Source organism: Paucilactobacillus salsurae, assembly GCF_054784995.1.
In genome coordinates, this window is sequence record NZ_BAAHWX010000014.1 from 1 (window position 1) to 18,178 (window position 18,178).

Consider the following 18,178-nt stretch of genomic DNA (forward strand, 5'->3'; position numbering starts at 1 on the left):
CCTTGACAAGGTATAAACATTCGGATATACTTTGTCTTGTAAGTGAAGGAGGTACTATTATGTTGAAGGAAAAGAAAAATACGAATCCCCAGACAGCCAAATTATCTAAATGGGGCAATTCGCAAGCAGTTAGAATCCCAAAAGATATTTTAAGGCAGCTTGATATTGATGAAAATGGAACTGTAAGTATGGTAATTGATGATGATAAGTTAGTAATTCAGAAACAAAAAAAAGAATCCAAATTAATGAATAGATTTCAAAATTATGATTATGTAAACTATTTAGATAGTGAAGATAGAGTATTTGAAAAAGGGAAAGCAGTAGGGAGAGAAATTTGGTAAAGAAATGCATGCCATGAGCTGTACGGATTGAATTATTAGTGAATGGCAGAGTAAACGAGAAGGGAGACGAATGTATGGCAAGTTTTAATACCTACGAACGGGGAGATGTTGTTATGGTTAACTTCGATCCGTCAGTAGGGCATGAACAAAAAGGTTATCGGCCAGCACTTGTTTGGACGAACAAGGATAGCCAAATGGTAAGCGGTTTTGCGAGTGTTTTTCCCATTACGTCACATGACAAAAATTATCCATTGCACGTAAAAATTGACGGACGAGCTGAAGGTACTCACGGAGTGGTTATGACTGACCAAATTCTTACCATTGATTTACAAGCTAGAGAAACTAAAAAAGTATCTCATGCGAATCAGGCGATCATGGATGAAGTTTCAGAGATTTTTGCTGAAATGACTGCATAAAAAAAGTCCTCACGTAAGAGGACAACAAGGTATGCAAGATGTATTCGACACAAATACATTCTTGCATATTTTTTTATAAATTACAAGATTACTGATCAAATAGATAAAAGACAAGGCGAAATGCGATACAAATAAAGCTCTATCCTTAATCGGATAGGGCTTTTTTATTTTGAAAAAAGTTCGAATTTATTACGCAAAAGGGTTGTACTTTATAATGCAAAAGCGTATTATATAATCATAAGGAAAGGGGTGATAAAGTTGAAAGTGTTAGATGATATAAAAACTGTCCTTGAGACAATCACATTAACGTTCGGACTCGTTAAAATAATCAGTGATTTCATCAAGAACAGAAAGAAAAAATAAATTTCTCAAGGGGCTTAGCCCCTTGCTTTGGTGTACATTATATCATCAACTTTCAATTAAATCATGAATAAAACAACAACTATATTGTTTTGGCTGTTTTTAGTTATATGTGCCAATAGTTTGTCAGGAGTTTTTCATAACACAATTTCAGTTAGTTTATCTATTTTGTTTACTTTGTTTGCATTATGGCGGGTTGTAAAGGTGGCCATTAAAAAATGAAACTATATCAACAATATTTGGATAATAACAATATAACTCGGTATAAGGTGGCTAAAGTAAGTGGGTTATCAAATAGTACTTTACAACGTGTGGCAGACTCTGAACATGGCACAGATACTATTTCAGGTAAGATCATGAAAGCAACAGCTAAGGCATTAGATAAAGAGCCGTGGGAAGTATTTAAAGAATTAATTGCACTTGAAAATAAATTAGGCCACTAGTAAATAAAACTGTTTGCACACATTTTGCACATAATCAGATTTAAAGTTGATATTTCAGCGGATCAGATTCCCGTCACTCGCTTCGATATTACACATAAGATAGTTTTCATAAAATAGCAAAATAATAAGAACCCCGTCAAATCAGCATTTGTCGAGGTTCTTTATTTTTGAGTTCACACTAGAAACCATTAGAATTTTTAAAGTCAGTGCACACTCGGTGCACTCTTTCAATTTTTTTGCTTTTAATGTCTTCGATTTCTTTTCTAATTTGTCGAGTAACGATTCGATCGCATCTCTTAAATTAATATAGCTAAATATTTTAATAAAACCATCAGAGTTCGTTAAACGCAAGTTTAGCGGACTTTTTGTTATTTCTAGACGATTACTCTAGTTATTCGAAATTATTCCATTTAAACGGTTAATAAAGAAAATATGAGTGTTTTCTTAATTTTCTTAAGAAAAAGATTCGATTAGGTTATTTTTAATATGATTAGATAAATTAAAGTAATATACAAACAGTGAATTTATATAATTTGGTTAGCATTTCCATGATATATTTATTGAAATATGTTACAATTTTTTCTAACTCTTTTTTAATGTTTAAAAAGTGAGGTGAATTAATTGGACGAATATCAAATTTATCCAGCGGGTGATAGTGCTGTCAATGTGACGTTTGCAAATCGGGTTGACCCGAAAATTAATCGATCAATTCGACAACTACAGTCATCGCTGGAAGACAGTCAGTTGGCAGGAATTACGGGCTTTGTTCCTGCTTTTCGGACACTAACGATACTATATGATCCACTCAAACTATCTTTGGCAAAGCTCGAGCAAGCGATTGAATCAGCAACATTAGCAGTTCATCAACAATCAAATCAGAATATGCGCATTGTGCACATTCCGGTAGCTTATGGCAACGAGTTTGGGCCAGACCTTATGACTGTGGCGAAACAGGCACAATTAACTCCTAAGCAGGTTATTTCGAGGCATTGCCACACAGATTATCTTATATATATGTTAGGCTTTTTACCCGGATTTGTTTATTTGGGTGGACTAGATTCGCAAATTGCGACCCCGCGTCTGGCCACGCCACGGTTAAAAATTCATGCTGGCGCGGTGGGCATTGCTGGAGAACAGACAGGAATCTATCCGATTGAATCACCAGGAGGTTGGCAAATTATTGGTCAAACACCATTGCGATTATTTCGACCAGATCAACCGGATCCTTTTTATTATCATGCAGGTGATTATATTCATTTTGATCAAATATCATCCTTTGAATACCAGCAAATCAAAAAATTGGTCAACGAAAAAAAGTACCAAATTTATGTTGAAACAAGGCAGGTGAGCGTTGATGGGACTCAGAATTAATGAACCAGGTCTATTGACAACCATTCAAGACGGTGGTCGTACGGTTGGGATCGCTGAAGGTTTTTCTCCGTCAGGCGTGATGGACCATCAGGCCGCCAAATTGGCGAATTTATTGACTGGAAATACTGTCGATCGAGCAGTACTTGAGTTCAGTATTTTAGGCCCTACGGTTACGTTTACTTCTAAGACGATAATTGCGATTACCGGAGGGTGTGTGGCAGCCAAGTTGAATGGTGTGACAATTGCTCAAAATAGGGCAATTGTAGTGAATCGTAATGATAAATTGGCAATTGGACCACTACTCAGTGGCCGTTATGGGTATTTAGCGTTAGTCAATATGCTTAAAGTACCAAAAGTTTTGGGTAGCTACGCCACGAGTTTGCGCTATCACTTAGGAGGGTTTAAGGGCCGAGCATTGCAGAAGGATGATTTTATTCCCACCGGAGAACCCGGGGTGGTCGGTACAGGAGTTTCACAGCGCAAGATTACCTCATCGGTCATAGACAATGATAATCAAGAAAAAGTTATTCGAGTAGTACCTGGTCCTCAATTTGATCAATTTAGTAAAAAAACGACGGAGACGTTTGTGAGTCAAACATATATTGTTACTAAAGATGCTGATCGAATGGGAATACGACTATTCGCGAATGCTTTACCGGTGGATAACGTACCCGAGATGTTATCCGAAGCAACTGTTACTGGTGGAATTCAAGTACCAAAGAGTGGTCAACCCATCGTTTTGATGGCTGATCGACAAACAACAGGGGGATATCCTGTAATTGCGGTTGTCTCTTCTGTTGATTTATCAAAACTGGTGCAAACTATGCCAGAGGATAAAATTAAGTTTGAATGGATTACGTTAGCGCAAAGTCAACAACTGTTACGCCAACAAAATGAAGAAATGATTGCATTGGAAGAACGTTTTGAACGATTGAAACCAGAGACATCTCGTTCAATTGCAATCAAAATTAATGAACTTTTTGAAACCAAATAAAGGAGTGACACCATGAAATTAGATGAAATTAAAGCAGTAATGCAATTGATGAAAGAAAATGACATTGCTGAATTTGAGTTCGAGGGCGATGAACAGCGATACAAGCTGAAACGGCAGCAAACTATTGTTGATGGGGAGAATCGTAAATTAGAAACGAGTGAGTTAACCAACTCGAAAAAAAGTGAAGAGAATCAACCAATCACGATTAATGCACCAATGGTTGGTATTTTTTATCAAGCACCGAGTCCAGATGAGAAACCTTTTGTTAAAGTGGGTGACCAAGTTGAAAAAGGTCAAACTATTGCGGTAATAGAAGCTATGAAAATGATGCACGATGTTACGGCAGATCGAGCTGGTACAATCACTGAGATATTGGCTGGTAACGAGGAGAATGTAGAGTACGATCAACCACTGTTTGAAATTAAAATCGACTAAGTAAGGAATGTGATTGCATGCATAAAGTTCTTATTGCAAACCGTGGGGAAATTGCGGTTCGAATCATTCGCGCCTGTCATGAAATCGGGTTGCAAACGGTCGCAGTTTATTCAACCGTTGACCGGCAAGCACTCCATGTAAAAATGGCGGATCAGGCGGTGTGCATTGGACCAGCCAATCCACAGGCAAGCTATTTAAATCAAACGAATATTATTGAAGCCGCAAGAAATACTGGAGCTGATGCGATTCATCCCGGGTACGGGTTTCTATCAGAAAACGCCGATTTTGCAAAACTCTGTGAGACACAAGGCATTACATTTATTGGGCCACATTCTGAAACAATTGCATTACTAGGTGATAAAGCACGGGCTCGAGAAGTAATGCAAAATGCTGATGTTCCGGTTATTCCGGGGAGTGCTGAAGGGTTTACTGATATTGGTACAGCGCTGTTTCAAGCAAATGAAATTGGGTATCCGGTCATGCTCAAAGCCGCAGCTGGCGGTGGTGGCAAAGGAATGCGCCTCATTCATAGTGAAGAACAGTTACAGCACGAGTTTACAATGGCTCAAGGAGAAGCACAAAAAGCGTTTGGTAATCCAGAAATGTATCTGGAAAAATTCATTGTGCGCCCTCGGCATATTGAGGTCCAAGTTTTGGCTGATAGTTTTGGCAACGCAGTTTCTCTTGGTGAACGTGATTGTTCATTACAACAATATCACCAAAAAGTAATGGAGGAAGCACCTAGTGCAATTGATCATCAAACGCGCTGTGAAATGTTGTCCACAGCCCGACGTGCAGCAAAAGCTTTGAATTTTCTGGGAGCTGGTACAATTGAGTTTTTGTACGCAGGTCCTAGTGAGTTTTATTTTATGGAAATGAATACGCGAATTCAGGTCGAACATCCAGTGACTGAATTCATTACTGGCGTTGATTTGGTACGTAGTCAATTACGTATTGCGGCAGGTAAGCAATTAAAAATTAACCAAGAACAAGTTTCTTTAAATGGGCACGCACTGGAATGCCGAATTACTGCCACCGTTCCTGGAACGGTTAATGGACTGCATTTACCCGGAGGTAATGGTGTCCGTGTGGATACAGCATTGTACCAGGGCTATCAAGTTCCGGCTAACTATGATGCATTGCTGGCCAAAGTGATTACCTACGCACCTACACGTGAGATTGCAGTTAAAAAAATGCAGGTTGCCATTGAAGAAACTGTAATCGATGGTGTGGGGACTAATCTAGATTTTTTATATCAGCTTTTAAATAATCCGGATTTTTTGAATAACAAGTTTGATATTGAATTTATTGATCGACTTATTGAGGAGGAGAATGTATGAGTGAAATGATGACCCCTGTTGAATTACGTCACCAAAGTCGTGCAGGAACGTTCACGAATCAAACTAGTGGTTTGTGTCCGGGATTTACACAAGCGAATTTAGTTATTTTGCCTAAACGCCAGGCATATGACTTTTTACTGTTTGCACAACGAAACCCGAAACCTTGCCCAATTCTGGAAGTTGCAGATGCAGGCGCACGCCAACTGCAAACTTTTGCCAAAGATGTCGATTTAGCACGTGATTTTCCAAAGTACCGGGTTTATCGGCACGGCGAACTCGTAGATGAACCCACAGCCGTTGCTGATTTATGGCGTGAAGATCTAGTAAGTTTTCTTATTGGGTGCAGTTTTTCATTTGAAGCAGCATTAATTGAGGCAGGTATTGAAATGCGCCATATCACGATGCACCGCAATGTACCAATGTATCGTACAAATATCAATGCTCGCTGCGCGGGTGTATTTCATGGTAACTATGTTGTCAGTATGCGACCAATTCCTGAAGAACAAGTGGTAAAAGCAGTAACAATAACTGAACGTTTACCTCAGGTTCATGGCACTCCGATTCAAATTGGAGATCCAAGCCGTATTGGAATAGATGACTTGTCGCAACCTGATTTTGGTGAAGCAGTTGAAATTAAAACCGGCGAAGTGCCTGTTTTTTGGGCGTGTGGGGTTACGCCACAAGATGTGGTAATGCGTAGTAAACCTGAATTTGTGATCACGCACGCACCAGGGCATATGTTGGTGACAGATGTACGTGACAACCAGCTTGCTGATATTTTATAGGGGGAATTCATATGGTAAAAATCGATTTGAATTGTGACCTGGGTGAGAGTTTTGGGCGCTATAAGCTTGGCTTAGATGAAGAGGTATTACCTTATATTACGTCAGCCAATATTGCTTGTGGATTCCATGCTGGTGATCCACAAGTGATGTCACAAACGGTGAATTTGGCAATTCAAAACCATGTGGCAATTGGCGCACATCCAGGGTTGCGTGATTTAGAAGGATTTGGTCGACGTCGCATGCAAATTACACCAGCTGCTGCAAAGGCTGATGTTCAATATCAGGTAGGTGCATTACAGGCATTTAGCCCAGATGGTCATTTACATCATGTAAAGCCCCACGGAGCACTTTATAATATGGCAGCTGGAAATTATGAACTTGCAAAAGCAATTTGTGAGGGAATTTATGCGGTCGATCCAACTATAATTTTGATTGGGTTGGCTAATAGTGAATTAATTCGTGCTGCACAAACAGTCGGATTACCTTACGCTTCTGAGGTGTTTGCTGATCGTGCCTATGAAGCAGATGGTAGTTTGGTATCACGAAGTCAGCCTAATTCAGTTATCACTGATGAAGACGTGGCTGTACAACGCGTAATTGATATGGTGACACAACACACGATTACTGCTATTGACGGTAGTTCGCTGGAAATTATCCCCGATACAGTTTGTGTGCACGGGGATGGTATCAAAGCCGTTGCCTTTGTCCAGAAAATTCATGCGGCATTGAATCAAGCAGGAATTGAAGTGGCTGCAATGAATGCCTAACCAAGACAGGGAGGAATTGAACATATGAAAAATAAAGTGACAAAACGATCACCATTTAACGTTGCCATGGGAGCGGCATTTATGATGGCAATGGCTGCTGTTGGGCCAGGTTTTCTAACACAAACCGCAACTTTCACTAGTAAAATGGGAGCCGACTTCGGATTTGCCATTTTAATATGTATTTTGGTTGACGTAGTTGTTCAGCTTAACATTTGGCGAATTATCATCGTTTCTGGCCGCCATGCGCAAGTGCTGGCTAATGAAGTTATGCCCGGATTGGGATACATATTGTCAGGACTAATTGTCATTGGAGGATTTTTTTTCAACATTGGAAACATTGGTGGTGCAGGACTTGGATTAAACGTTTTATTTGGTATTTCACCAGAAAATGGGGCTTTGATTGCAGCTGCTGTTGCGATTGTCTTATTTTTAGTCCGTAATGCTATGCTAGTGGTGGATCGGACCGTTCAATTGTTAGCGGTGGTGAAAGTCTTGATTTTGGTTTATATACTAGCAGTCACAACCGTTCCTTATCAAAGTGCAATCCATCATGCGTTTATGCCCACATCGTTTGATTTTTATTCAATTGTGACCATTGTTGGTGGTACGGTGGGTGGCTACATTTCATTTTCTGGTGGGCATCGATTGCTTGAGGGCGGTGTTAAGGGCATTAATAACATCAAATATGTTAATGAGGGTGCTTTGACCGGTATTGGAGTGGCTTCAGTGATTCGCGTGATGCTATTTTTAGCTGGTTTAGCAGTCGTGTTGGCTGGAAATCAGTTAGATCCAAGTAACCCAGCGGCTACTATTTTTAAGGTTGCTGCAGGAAATTTTGGTTATAAGTTCTTTGGTCTATTGTTATTTGCGGCTGGAATGACCTCTACGCTAGGTTCCACGTTTACATCAATTTCTTTTTTGGATTACAACGAGAATAAGCAAGGACGTGAAAGTTGGCGATCATGGGTCATTGTGTTATTTATTACGTTATCCACAATCATTTTTTATTTTATCGGCAGCCCAGCAAAAGTGTTGGTTGTTGTGGGAGCACTGAACGGATTAATTTTACCGATCGCGTTGGCCATTCTTTTGATTGCAGCCACAAGGCGAAACATCATGGGAGCACAGTATCATCATCCTAAATGGTTATTCTTCACCGGTTGGATTGTGGTGGCTTTTATGGCATATGCGGGTGTCAAAACGATTTTAACGTTGCTATAGTTTTAGTAAAATAATGTAATAAAAAATAACCTCAAACGTCATTTTTGTTGGAGGTTATTTTAGTTTAATAATCTTTTTGAAAAATTACTTTGATTGCAATCCGAATTGATTCAAAAGTTCTTGAATTTGATCATGTAATTGCTGCCAAACGTTATTTTTGTCAGACTTATCTTGAGTGGTTACGGAAGATTCAGTTGTCTCAGAGAAACTATCACTGCTATTTCCAGTATTTGAAGATGAACTACTATTAGAATTATCGGAGACTTTGCCCTTAATATCAGAAATTGCATTTTTTAGTTTATTTGAACTCGAACTGGAGGCACTTTCAGATGACGACTGACTTTGCTGTTGACTCTCAATTCTAGATTTAATTTGCTTATATTCAGCCGAATTGCGACGAACAAAAGTGATAGTTGAATTATTCCCAAGACCATTAATTGTGCCGTTGTTATTTGAAAATGTCACTTGGTCGTTATCTGCAGATAGTGAGTAATTAGTAACATCAGTATCAAACGTTGCCTGGTTATTGGAACTATCATCTTTGAATGTGCCAGTAGTGGCATTGCTTTGTTCATTATTGGGCGTAAATGTATATTTTCCGTGCTTGATTGTCAGGGTGCTTAAATTATCAATACTGTCTGTTGTTGTGTAGGTTTGGCCATTTGCATTACTAATTTCAACCCACGAACCATTTAAAGAAGAGCGGGAGCCAATCCATAAAAAGAGGCCAATAATTAAAATGATGATGCCAAGTAACCACAGCCAGATTTTGCGATGTCTTTTTTTCTTAGGTTTTGATTGTTTTGGTTGTTGTGATGGTTGATCCGAATTTTGCTGTTGTTTTTTTAAATGACGTAATTCTTCACGACTCATCATTTGGTCACTGTTATCTTGTGCCATAGGGGTATCTCCAGTCAATTTACTTTCTGTCATTGTACTACAGGATTAAAATTAACACTTTGATATTTTTGAGTATTTTCAAAACTTAACCGTAATTTAGAATTCCTTAGCCCCAAAAGTTTGGTGTCCGGTAAATTTCTGAAAAGGTTGATTCACATAATTCATCAGTTGCTGGTTTTCCATAAAAGTCTCGGTAAGCCTTATTAAAGTAAAATTTAAAACGAAAGCGAATATAACGATTAATGTTATAAATACTACCGTAATAAGCGCCTTCATCTGCAGCAAATTCACCCCATTGGTCCTCAACACCGCGGAAACTACCGTGTAAAATATTAAATTGTCGATCAAGGTTGACCTGAAATTTAGACATTTTTTCAGCGGTCATTCGGTTGCGAGAGAGGGTTCCCCAAGCAACGTCAATTTTCACTGTTAATTGATTATCAAAGGTAATATAAATCATTTTGTCAGTATCACATTTATGAATGTCAAAAATATGATGATTCATGATCCAAGTTGATTGTTTGTTGCTGGCACCCATTGACGAAAATAGCTGATAGACACCTGCAACACAGGGAATTGATCCTTTTAGTTCTAGGTAATCCATTTGACAGCGCGTCTCGATATCAAGAAGGTGCATTGCTGCAGTGAATTCATCCATCACTTTAGTTAGTGGTTTGGGTGCAACTAATTTTTTACCATCTCGGTAAATGACTAATGTATAAATTTGATTACCTTCAGTTAATTGACGAATTAATAAAGTATCTTTCCATGAAATAGGTGCTCCTTCGCAAATTAAATCGGCATCTTGTACGGTAAACTCCTCAAGGTTGATGGCAGGAACGCCATGTTGAAATTGGGGCATGCTGTACCTCCTAAAAATTTATTCAAATAATAACTTATCGAAAAATGATAAAGATTGCAAGAGAAATTTAATGATAATTATAAATAATAACAGCAATTAAATTGAAAAAAGGCTAGTATAATTGAATCGATGGTAGGTTAAATAAATAATATTTTTTAAAATTAATCTAATTGTTATCATAAAAAAGTAAAGGGTATTAATTTTTTGCTTAAAAAATTATGCAAAATTGGAATAAGTGATTAAATTCCGAAACTATGCATGAGTGTCGTATAATATAGATATTTTAAAGTGTGAAGGAGAAACAAATGAAAGAAAATATTCGGTTATATCAGAAATTTCAACCAAATCATTATCAACTTTTTTTTGATATTGATAGAAAAACAAAACAAATTAAAGGAAAAACAATTATTGATGGTGAAGCAAAAACAAATAATTTTGCGTTACACCAAAAGTATCTGCAAATTAATTCAATCATTATTAATAATCAAAACGTAAAATATCTGGTAGATGATCAAGCGGAAGTTATTAATATTGAGGCCAATCAAACAGGCCAAATACGAATAGAAATTAATTATCAAGCACCATTAACTGATACAATGATGGGCATCTATCCTTCCTACTACGAAGTAGATGGCATACAGAAACAAATTATTGGCACACAGTTTGAAACAACGGCTGCACGACAGGCCTTCCCAAGTATTGATGAGCCTGAGGCAAAAGCGACATTTGATATTGCCATCAAATTTGACGAACATCCTGATGAAATTGTTTTAAGTAACATGCCCGAACAACGTGTTGAACAAGGCGTGCATTACTTTGAAACAACGGTACGCATGTCCACTTATTTAGTTGCATTTGCGTTTGGTGAATTACAAAGCAAAGAAACTGTTACCAAAAGTGGGGTTAAAGTCGGTGTCTTCTCAACCAAAGCACATCAACCCAAGGAACTCGATTTTGCTTTAGATATTGCCAAACGATCAATTGAATTTTACGAAGATTTCTATCAAACAACATATCCATTACCACATTCATGGCAACTCGCTTTGCCTGATTTTTCAGCTGGCGCAATGGAAAACTGGGGACTGGTGACATATCGAGAAGCTTATTTATTACTAGATCCTGATAACACTGCTTTTGAAACTAAACAATTAGTCGCCACGGTTATTGCTCACGAGCTTGCTCATCAATGGTTTGGCGATTTAGTGACCATGAAATGGTGGGATGATTTGTGGTTGAATGAAAGTTTTGCCAACATGATGGAATATGTGGCAATTGATGCGATTGAACCTGACTGGCATATTTGGGAATTATTTCAAACATCTGAAGCGCCAATGGCGTTACAACGTGATGCGACAGACGGTGTGCAATCAGTACACGTTCAGGTTGAAAATCCGGCTGAAATTGATTCGATCTTTGATGGTGCCATTGTCTATGCCAAAGGTGCCAGAATGTTAGTCATGGTTCGTGGCTTAATTGGCGACGTGGCATTACAAAAAGGATTAAAGCAGTATTTTGCAGCACATCAATATGCTAATGCTACTGGTGCTGATTTATGGCAGGCACTTGGTGAAGCTTCTGGTATTAACCTAAGTGCCATTATGGATTCTTGGCTGGAACAACCAGGATATCCAGTGGTAACAGCCGCTGTAATGAATGGAAAACTAACATTAACACAACAGCAGTTTTTTATTGGGGATGGCGTTAACCGCGATCGGCTTTGGAAAATTCCATTAAATAGTAATTATCAGGCCGCACCCAATCTTTTTGAGGATAAAAAAGTGGTCATCGGGGACTATGATCAGTTGAGACAACAAAATGGTGTGCCATTTAGGTTAAATGTTGACAATGAATCGCACTTTATTGTGTCGTATGATGACCAACTATTAAATGATATTTTGGCAGAAAATAATGAGTTAGACGCAATTGCCCAACTGCAAATCTTACAAGATTTACGGCTATTGGCTCAGGCTAAACAAGTATCGTATGCTGATGTTGTACCTTTATTACCAAATTTTGCAAAAAGTCATTTTAGCATTGTTAATACGGCCTTATATCGGATTGCTAATGATTTAAAGCAATTCGTGCATCCAGACACACCAGAAGAACAGCAACTGCAACAGGTGTTCAATCAATTGAGTCATGATTCCGTTGAAAGATTGGGGTGGCAGCCAATTCGTGATGAAAGTAATGATAATCAATTGACGCGGCCAATCGTGTTAAATGCGGCACTCTACGCTCAGAATACGGAGACAATAGACGCTGCACACCAGTTATTTATAGAACATCAAAAAAACTTGCAGCAGTTACCAGCCGATTTGGCATCATTAATTTTAAGTAATGAGGTTGAACGTTTTGGCACGGATCAGCTGTTTGACGAATTAATTCATTCATATCAAACAACTAGTGATGCAAGTTTAAAAGCTAGCATCGCTGTAGCATTGCCAAAGACGAAAGCACCTGAATTAATTAAAAAATTGATTAATTTGTTTGAAAATACAACCGTGATTAAACCGCAAGACCTACGTGCTTGGTATCGTGGGTTACTTGCTAATCAACATGGTCAGCAAGCAGCTTGGAATTGGATTCGTGACGAGTGGAGTTGGTTGGAAAAGACGGTTGGTGGTGATATGGAGTTTGCAACATTTATTACCGTGACTGCGGGTATTTTTCATACTCGTGAACGTTTAGATGAATTTAAAAACTTTTTTGAACCCAAGATACAAACTCCTGGACTAACTCGAGAAATCAAAATGGATACAAAAATCATTGAGAGTAAGGTTAACTTGATTGAAGCAGAAAAATTAAAGGTTAACCAAGCTATTAAACAAGTCGTTAAATAACTAAAAGGATTGAAACGTTGTCGTTTCAATCCTTTTTTAATTGATTAAATTTACAGAATTTTGATAAATAAAAGAGTTATTAGTGCAAAAAAAGTTGATAAACATTGCGCTTGTCTGTTGAGTCTTGATTCATATAGACAATACCAGAATAGACAAACCCACTTTTCAATGCTAGATGCTGCATGCGCTTGTTCTTTGCATGTGTGTCAATTCGCATCTCATGAAACCCCAGATTGTAGGCGGTGCTAATCAAATTACTAAAGAACATGTCGCCAAGGTGGTGTCCTTTGAAAGCTGGATTGACAGTAATACGATGAATAGTCGCATAATGATTATTACTTGGTAGCCAAGCACCATCATAAATAATGGCATAGTTAGGATCAACTTCTTGAAACAGTGTTGCTGTTCCGACGATTTGTTCATCAAAGATTAAAACGTATGTAAATCCCTTGTCAATATCACGTTGTAAAATCGAGAGATCTGGATAGTTGCCTTGCCATTGTGGAATATCCTCAGCGGCAAGAATTTTTTTCCCTGAAGTGATTAGTTCGTTAATTGCATTGAGATCTTCATTGTTAGCTTGACGAATATAAGTTATAGCCATGAATTTTTCATACCTCTTTAAAAATGATTTAGCTTCTATTATAGACTTTAATTTGACATTTTGTAGTTTGTTTTGACAAGCGCTGATTTAATAGAGGTTATTCAAATATAACAGAATCATTACAATTGTAACAATACTGTTATATTTGAAATATTAAGTTAATGATTAAGTGATAAATAATTGTATTCGAATAAAAATAAAGTGAAGAAAAAAAGGTTAACCGATAAAAATAGTTTTTGACAGTTAATTGTTGAATAATGCACACAAAATGATAAATGATTGAATAAATATATTTAAAATCAATTTTAAATGCTGCTTAAAGTAAAAAAATTGCATTTTTTTGTTTATCACTTGATTAAATTTTGACAAAAGGCATATTTTGATTTTCCATACGATAAATCAAAAAAAACAAAAAATCAAATTAATAATGCGTTACATCAACGTTTAGTCCCGATTTTTACAGCAAATTAATGTTATTGTATATCCTACAGTTACACTTAGTAAGTGAAAAAATGTGTAAGACAACACGGGTGACTGAGTAGTTTTTGTAGGAGGAGTTTTAATGATAGTGAAACGCGGGTATGATTTAACAGACAAAAAATTTGGCCGATTAACGGCAATAAAAATGGTTGGACGTGCGAGTGACGGTGCATTGGTTTGGGAATGTCGGTGTGAATGTGGACGCATTGTTAATGTAGAAGGTACTAAATTAAGAAATGGCAGAAAATCGCGCTGTGGAATGTGCGGTAGTAAACACAGCATTGATTTATCTGGCAAACGATTTGGTCGGTTGACGGCCCAAAAATTTGCAGCTGAAAAATCGGCCAATGGTAATGCTCATTGGCTTTGTCAATGTGATTGCGGTAATACTTGTGTTGTGGACAGTTATGCATTGCGAAGTGGTTCAACACAAAGTTGCGGTTGTCTATTAAGAGAAACATCTCGCAAGCAAATGTTAACCAATCCTGCTCTGATTAACGCACGTTGTGCTGGTAATTTAATTGATGATGATGGTGTTTCTTTTGCTTCGAAAGTTATTTCAAAACGTAACAAAACAGGTGTCATTGGAGTTTCGTACGATGAACAAAACGACCATTATGTTGCCCGCTTAATGGTTAATGGAAAATATGTTTTAAATAAATCTACTAATTCGTTAGAAGAAGCAATTCAATTGCGAAAAGACGCTGAAGCTTTATATTTAGCTCACAAATAAATTTAAAGCCTCATTACTGCTAACCAGATGTTGACAGTAATGAGGCTTTTTTGATTTAATTTGCTCGTTTAGCAAGATCGTCAATTTTTTGAAAAAAAGCATCTTTGTTCACACTGGTGACTAACGTAATTGGGCGCCCATTTTTAGAGGTAAATGTTCTACCAGCACCATGTCCGGAAGTTAAGACATCACCATGAACCAGCTTTGAAGTGACAATTTCTGGATAGTGACTAGAAACAGTCGTTAACACATCCCAAAGATAATAGGTAGAATTAGCTTCGTATGATAACACCAGAGCGTAGCCTTGCCCAATCAAATCAATGGCACGATAACGACGAAGATCAGCCCAGTGGTTACGGAGTTTAACTGTTAGAGGAACTTGATCAGTGCTTTCTAGGCCAATCATTTGAATGTCAATATCTGCATCCCAAACCGTTTTAACGGCCTCTGGATCCCAGTAGGCATTCCACTCCATCGTCCCGTCTTGGCTGGGTTCCGACACATTACCTTGATTGTTCATTGTGCCACCCATCCAAAATAATTTTTCAATCTTTTGGGTAATGGTTGGATCAACTTCTAATGCACGAGCCAGGTCTGATAATGGACCGGTCATGACTAGAGTCGTTTTATCATCTGTTTGTTGCAGCTTTTCAATCATGTCTAAATGAGCAGGGAGTGGGGCAACCGGTGTTTGAACCGGACGATGTTCATTCAACATTGGAAAGTCATTAAAAGAAAAAGCTGACAAACGCCATTCTTTAGGAAACTGGTTAACGGGTCGTGAATTGGAAGCTGCTACTACTAGCTCTTTGTCCGCACCAAATAAATCAATAATTTTTTGTGAGGCTTCGACAGCTGGTTCAAGATAAGAATCCGCACCAACAACACCGACTCCTGTTAAATTAACATCCGGCATTTCTAATAATAAAAGGAGCGATACTAAGTCGTCGACATTACCATCATGATTAAAATATATATTTTGCATTTGATAACCTCCATTTGGATTTAGCTTACATTAAGTCCTGATTCAAGTCCATAGTTTCACTATAATATGTACAAAAACTTATGAAAAACATTTATACCTTTTTAATGTTCGTGTTTTCTTCCGTAAATAGTGATAGTCGTTAATTTGAACATTGTGTAATATAATGAATACTGAGTTAGCGCTTAGAGGAGGATTTTACAATGAATCAAACTGTTCTATTGGTTGAAGATGAACAAGGACTGGTAGATTCACTAAAAACTGAATTTCAATTTGAAGATTATGATGTTTTAACAGCCAGTGATGGTCTTGCAGCAGTTGACACTTATGAGGCGAATAAAGCTACGGTTGATCTGATTATTTTAGACTGGATGTTACCAAAGTTAGATGGACTAGGTGTTCTGCGCCGCATTCGTAAAGATAGTAGTGTGCCGATTATTATGCTAACTGCGAGAGATTATTCAGGAGACAAAGTAGCTGGTTTGCAAGGTGGTGCAGATGATTATGTGACGAAACCATTTGATACCGAAGAATTGTTAGCTAGAATGCAAGCCGTTTTACGACGACCACGCATGGTGATGAATGAAGAGCAGCAATCTGTTTATCAAATTGATGATTTGGTCCTCGATACCCAGCGAAGAAGGGTGACCCGTGGTGATCAGCAAATTGCTTTGACGCAACGTGAGTACCGATTGCTAACTGAATTATTTCAAGATATTGGTAAAGTTTTCACACGTAATGAATTATTAGATGCAGTTTGGGGCGCTGACTTTGATGGCGAACCGAATATTGTAGATGTGTATATTCGTTATCTAAGAAATAAAATTGATAAATTGCCAAATGCCAAAAAACTGATTCACACGATTCGTGGGGTAGGTTATAGTTTATCAGCTGAATAATTTAACTTTAAGGGGGGGGTGGCTTAATTGAAACGAAAAAAAGCACAAGATAGTGCGTCAATTATTTTAAGAAGTTTTTTGCTGGTCGTGACAATTATTATTGTTTCATTTAGTTTGATTACGGTTGCTTCAATTGGCCACCAATTGTTAAAAAATGCCCGAACATCAACGGAAAAAGTGATTGATAGTTTGCGAGAAACTGAAATTGATGACGATGATGACTGGGAAAATTGGCGTTATAATAGCACGCTTGATACAAGTACCAGTTATGTCAAAATTTATAATACGCGAAAAGATGCCACTCGCAAATTCTACTATTCACCTCGAACAAAAAAACTATTAAAAACCCATCCTAAAAAAGTACCATTTTTCAAACACGTTTATTATTCATCAAAATATGGATTTGTTCTATTTTATATTACCCATGCCAGAGGAATTAGGTATGAACTCTGGACTAAAATGAGCTCACAAGTTGAAATCCTTCAAAGCGTCATTATTGTGACAATCATTGTGCTATTACTAGTTTTAATCATTAGTCCATTATATATCCGGATACTAGCGGATCGGTTAACTCGGCCGCTAAGTGACTTAACCACAGCCACGCAAACCATTTCAAAAACAACTAACGAAAGTATGCAAACATTGCCGGTACCTGATAAACCAACTGAAGTAACTGAGCTAACCAATAGTTTTAATCGATTATTGTCGAAAGTTTATGAGCAAACAACTCGTGAAAAACTATTTGTTTCAAATGCTGCTCACGAACTCAGGACCCCGATTGCGACTATTCAAAGTCACGCTCAATTAATTGCTAGACGCGGTAAAGACCACCCTGAAATTTTGGATAAATCTGTTGGCTATATTAACGATGAGTCGCATTTAATGTCGAATCTTGTAGAAGAATTATTAATCCTGTCACGTGCAGATCAAAATAAGATCGAACTGGCAAAACTTGATTTAAGCCAGTTAGTGACTGAAACACTCGATAAATTGACGCCAGTAATTCAACAAAATGTAGTGAGTGATATCGATGCGAATGTTTTTGTCAGTGCTAATCAAATTAGTATTGAACAAATATTAATCAACTTAGTCAATAACGCGGCCAAATATTCAAACGCTGCGACTCAAATTGAAGTGACCTTAAAGCAAAAGGATGATCAAATTTTATTGAAGGTCAGTGATCAAGGAATGGGTATTAAGTCTGCAGACAAGCAACACGTGTTTGATCGTTTCTATCGAGCAGATGATATTCGTGGTTCTATTTCGGGTAATGGGCTGGGGTTAGCCATTGTTAAACAATTAGCAGATATGAATCATTTGACGATTACAATTGTTGATAATCAGCCACATGGGACCATTTTTACAGTAGGATTCAAAAAAATTTAAAATTTATTTTCAGTTCATT

Annotated in this window: 18 protein-coding genes; 14 read left to right on the forward strand and 4 right to left on the reverse strand. The window is 37.7% G+C overall.

The window, feature by feature from the left end; all coding sequences use genetic code 11:
* The first annotated feature begins 59 nt into the window (after positions 1 to 59).
* From ACYVQZ_RS08860 to ACYVQZ_RS08905, 10 genes are all read left to right on the forward strand, one after another.
* The gene (locus ACYVQZ_RS08860; RefSeq protein WP_461241023.1) at positions 60 to 341 is read left to right on the forward strand and encodes an AbrB/MazE/SpoVT family DNA-binding domain-containing protein; all 282 of its coding nucleotides are present in this window, start codon (positions 60 to 62) and stop codon (positions 339 to 341) included.
* Between the two features lie 74 nt (positions 342 to 415).
* On the forward strand, positions 416 to 757 hold the full coding sequence (locus tag ACYVQZ_RS08865) for a type II toxin-antitoxin system PemK/MazF family toxin (RefSeq protein WP_461241024.1): 342 nt from the start codon (positions 416 to 418) through the stop codon (positions 755 to 757).
* Positions 758 to 1,335: 578 nt separating this feature from the next.
* Positions 1,336 to 1,560 carry a hypothetical protein gene (locus ACYVQZ_RS08870; protein ID WP_461241025.1) on the forward strand — a complete coding sequence of 75 codons (225 nt, stop codon included), beginning with the start codon at positions 1,336 to 1,338 and terminating at the stop codon, positions 1,558 to 1,560.
* A gap of 621 nt (positions 1,561 to 2,181) precedes the next feature.
* Positions 2,182 to 2,931 carry a 5-oxoprolinase subunit PxpB gene (pxpB, locus tag ACYVQZ_RS08875; RefSeq protein WP_461241026.1) on the forward strand — a complete coding sequence of 250 codons (750 nt, stop codon included), beginning with the start codon at positions 2,182 to 2,184 and terminating at the stop codon, positions 2,929 to 2,931.
* Complete coding sequence (locus ACYVQZ_RS08880; protein ID WP_461241027.1) at positions 2,915 to 3,925, forward strand: 5-oxoprolinase subunit C family protein; 1,011 nt, start codon at positions 2,915 to 2,917, stop codon at positions 3,923 to 3,925. Before pxpB ends, ACYVQZ_RS08880 begins: the two co-directional genes overlap by 17 nt.
* Before the next feature lie 12 nt (positions 3,926 to 3,937).
* Positions 3,938 to 4,360, forward strand: a complete 423-nt coding sequence (locus tag ACYVQZ_RS08885; RefSeq protein WP_461241028.1) for an acetyl-CoA carboxylase biotin carboxyl carrier protein — start codon at positions 3,938 to 3,940, stop codon at positions 4,358 to 4,360.
* Positions 4,361 to 4,377: 17 nt separating this feature from the next.
* On the forward strand, positions 4,378 to 5,700 hold the full coding sequence (gene accC, locus ACYVQZ_RS08890) for an acetyl-CoA carboxylase biotin carboxylase subunit (RefSeq protein WP_461241029.1): 1,323 nt from the start codon (positions 4,378 to 4,380) through the stop codon (positions 5,698 to 5,700).
* The gene (locus ACYVQZ_RS08895) at positions 5,697 to 6,485 is read left to right on the forward strand and encodes a putative hydro-lyase (RefSeq protein WP_461241030.1); all 789 of its coding nucleotides are present in this window, start codon (positions 5,697 to 5,699) and stop codon (positions 6,483 to 6,485) included. Before accC ends, ACYVQZ_RS08895 begins: the two co-directional genes overlap by 4 nt.
* Before the next feature lie 11 nt (positions 6,486 to 6,496).
* Positions 6,497 to 7,252: a LamB/YcsF family protein gene (locus ACYVQZ_RS08900; RefSeq protein WP_461241031.1), complete on the forward strand. Its 756-nt coding sequence runs from the start codon at positions 6,497 to 6,499 to the stop codon at positions 7,250 to 7,252.
* Between the two features lie 24 nt (positions 7,253 to 7,276).
* Positions 7,277 to 8,473: an NRAMP family divalent metal transporter gene (locus ACYVQZ_RS08905; protein WP_461241032.1), complete on the forward strand. Its 1,197-nt coding sequence runs from the start codon at positions 7,277 to 7,279 to the stop codon at positions 8,471 to 8,473.
* Positions 8,474 to 8,557: 84 nt separating this feature from the next.
* On the opposite strand, the gene ACYVQZ_RS08910 is transcribed toward ACYVQZ_RS08905, so the two are convergent.
* Both ACYVQZ_RS08910 and ACYVQZ_RS08915 read right to left on the reverse strand, forming a co-directional pair.
* On the reverse strand, positions 8,558 to 9,373 hold the full coding sequence (locus ACYVQZ_RS08910; RefSeq protein WP_461241033.1) for a hypothetical protein: 816 nt from the start codon (positions 9,371 to 9,373) through the stop codon (positions 8,558 to 8,560).
* Positions 9,374 to 9,479: 106 nt separating this feature from the next.
* Positions 9,480 to 10,235: a hypothetical protein gene (locus tag ACYVQZ_RS08915; RefSeq protein ID WP_461241034.1), complete on the reverse strand. Its 756-nt coding sequence runs from the start codon at positions 10,233 to 10,235 to the stop codon at positions 9,480 to 9,482.
* 305 nt (positions 10,236 to 10,540) lie between these two features.
* Here ACYVQZ_RS08915 and ACYVQZ_RS08920 point away from each other — a divergent pair, with 305 nt between their 5' ends.
* The gene (locus tag ACYVQZ_RS08920; RefSeq protein WP_461241035.1) at positions 10,541 to 13,075 is read left to right on the forward strand and encodes a M1 family metallopeptidase; all 2,535 of its coding nucleotides are present in this window, start codon (positions 10,541 to 10,543) and stop codon (positions 13,073 to 13,075) included.
* 79 nt (positions 13,076 to 13,154) lie between these two features.
* Here ACYVQZ_RS08920 and ACYVQZ_RS08925 read toward each other — a convergent pair whose 3' ends face one another.
* Positions 13,155 to 13,679, reverse strand: a complete 525-nt coding sequence (locus tag ACYVQZ_RS08925; protein WP_461241036.1) for a GNAT family N-acetyltransferase — start codon at positions 13,677 to 13,679, stop codon at positions 13,155 to 13,157.
* A 562-nt stretch (positions 13,680 to 14,241) separates the two neighbouring features.
* Here ACYVQZ_RS08925 and ACYVQZ_RS08930 point away from each other — a divergent pair.
* Positions 14,242 to 14,892 carry a hypothetical protein gene (locus tag ACYVQZ_RS08930; RefSeq protein WP_461241037.1) on the forward strand — a complete coding sequence of 217 codons (651 nt, stop codon included), beginning with the start codon at positions 14,242 to 14,244 and terminating at the stop codon, positions 14,890 to 14,892.
* Positions 14,893 to 14,947: 55 nt separating this feature from the next.
* Here the strand turns inward: ACYVQZ_RS08930 and ACYVQZ_RS08935 are convergent, their stop codons facing one another.
* Positions 14,948 to 15,877, reverse strand: coding sequence for a nucleoside hydrolase (locus tag ACYVQZ_RS08935; RefSeq protein WP_461241038.1), 930 nt, complete (start codon positions 15,875 to 15,877; stop codon positions 14,948 to 14,950).
* Positions 15,878 to 16,077: 200 nt separating this feature from the next.
* On the opposite strand from ACYVQZ_RS08935, the gene ACYVQZ_RS08940 reads away from it, so the two are divergent.
* Together ACYVQZ_RS08940 and ACYVQZ_RS08945 are read left to right on the forward strand one after the other, a co-directional pair.
* Positions 16,078 to 16,773 carry a response regulator transcription factor gene (locus ACYVQZ_RS08940; RefSeq protein WP_461241039.1) on the forward strand — a complete coding sequence of 232 codons (696 nt, stop codon included), beginning with the start codon at positions 16,078 to 16,080 and terminating at the stop codon, positions 16,771 to 16,773.
* Between the two features lie 27 nt (positions 16,774 to 16,800).
* On the forward strand, positions 16,801 to 18,159 hold the full coding sequence (locus ACYVQZ_RS08945; RefSeq protein ID WP_461241040.1) for a sensor histidine kinase: 1,359 nt from the start codon (positions 16,801 to 16,803) through the stop codon (positions 18,157 to 18,159).
* The last annotated feature ends 19 nt before the right edge of the window (positions 18,160 to 18,178 follow it).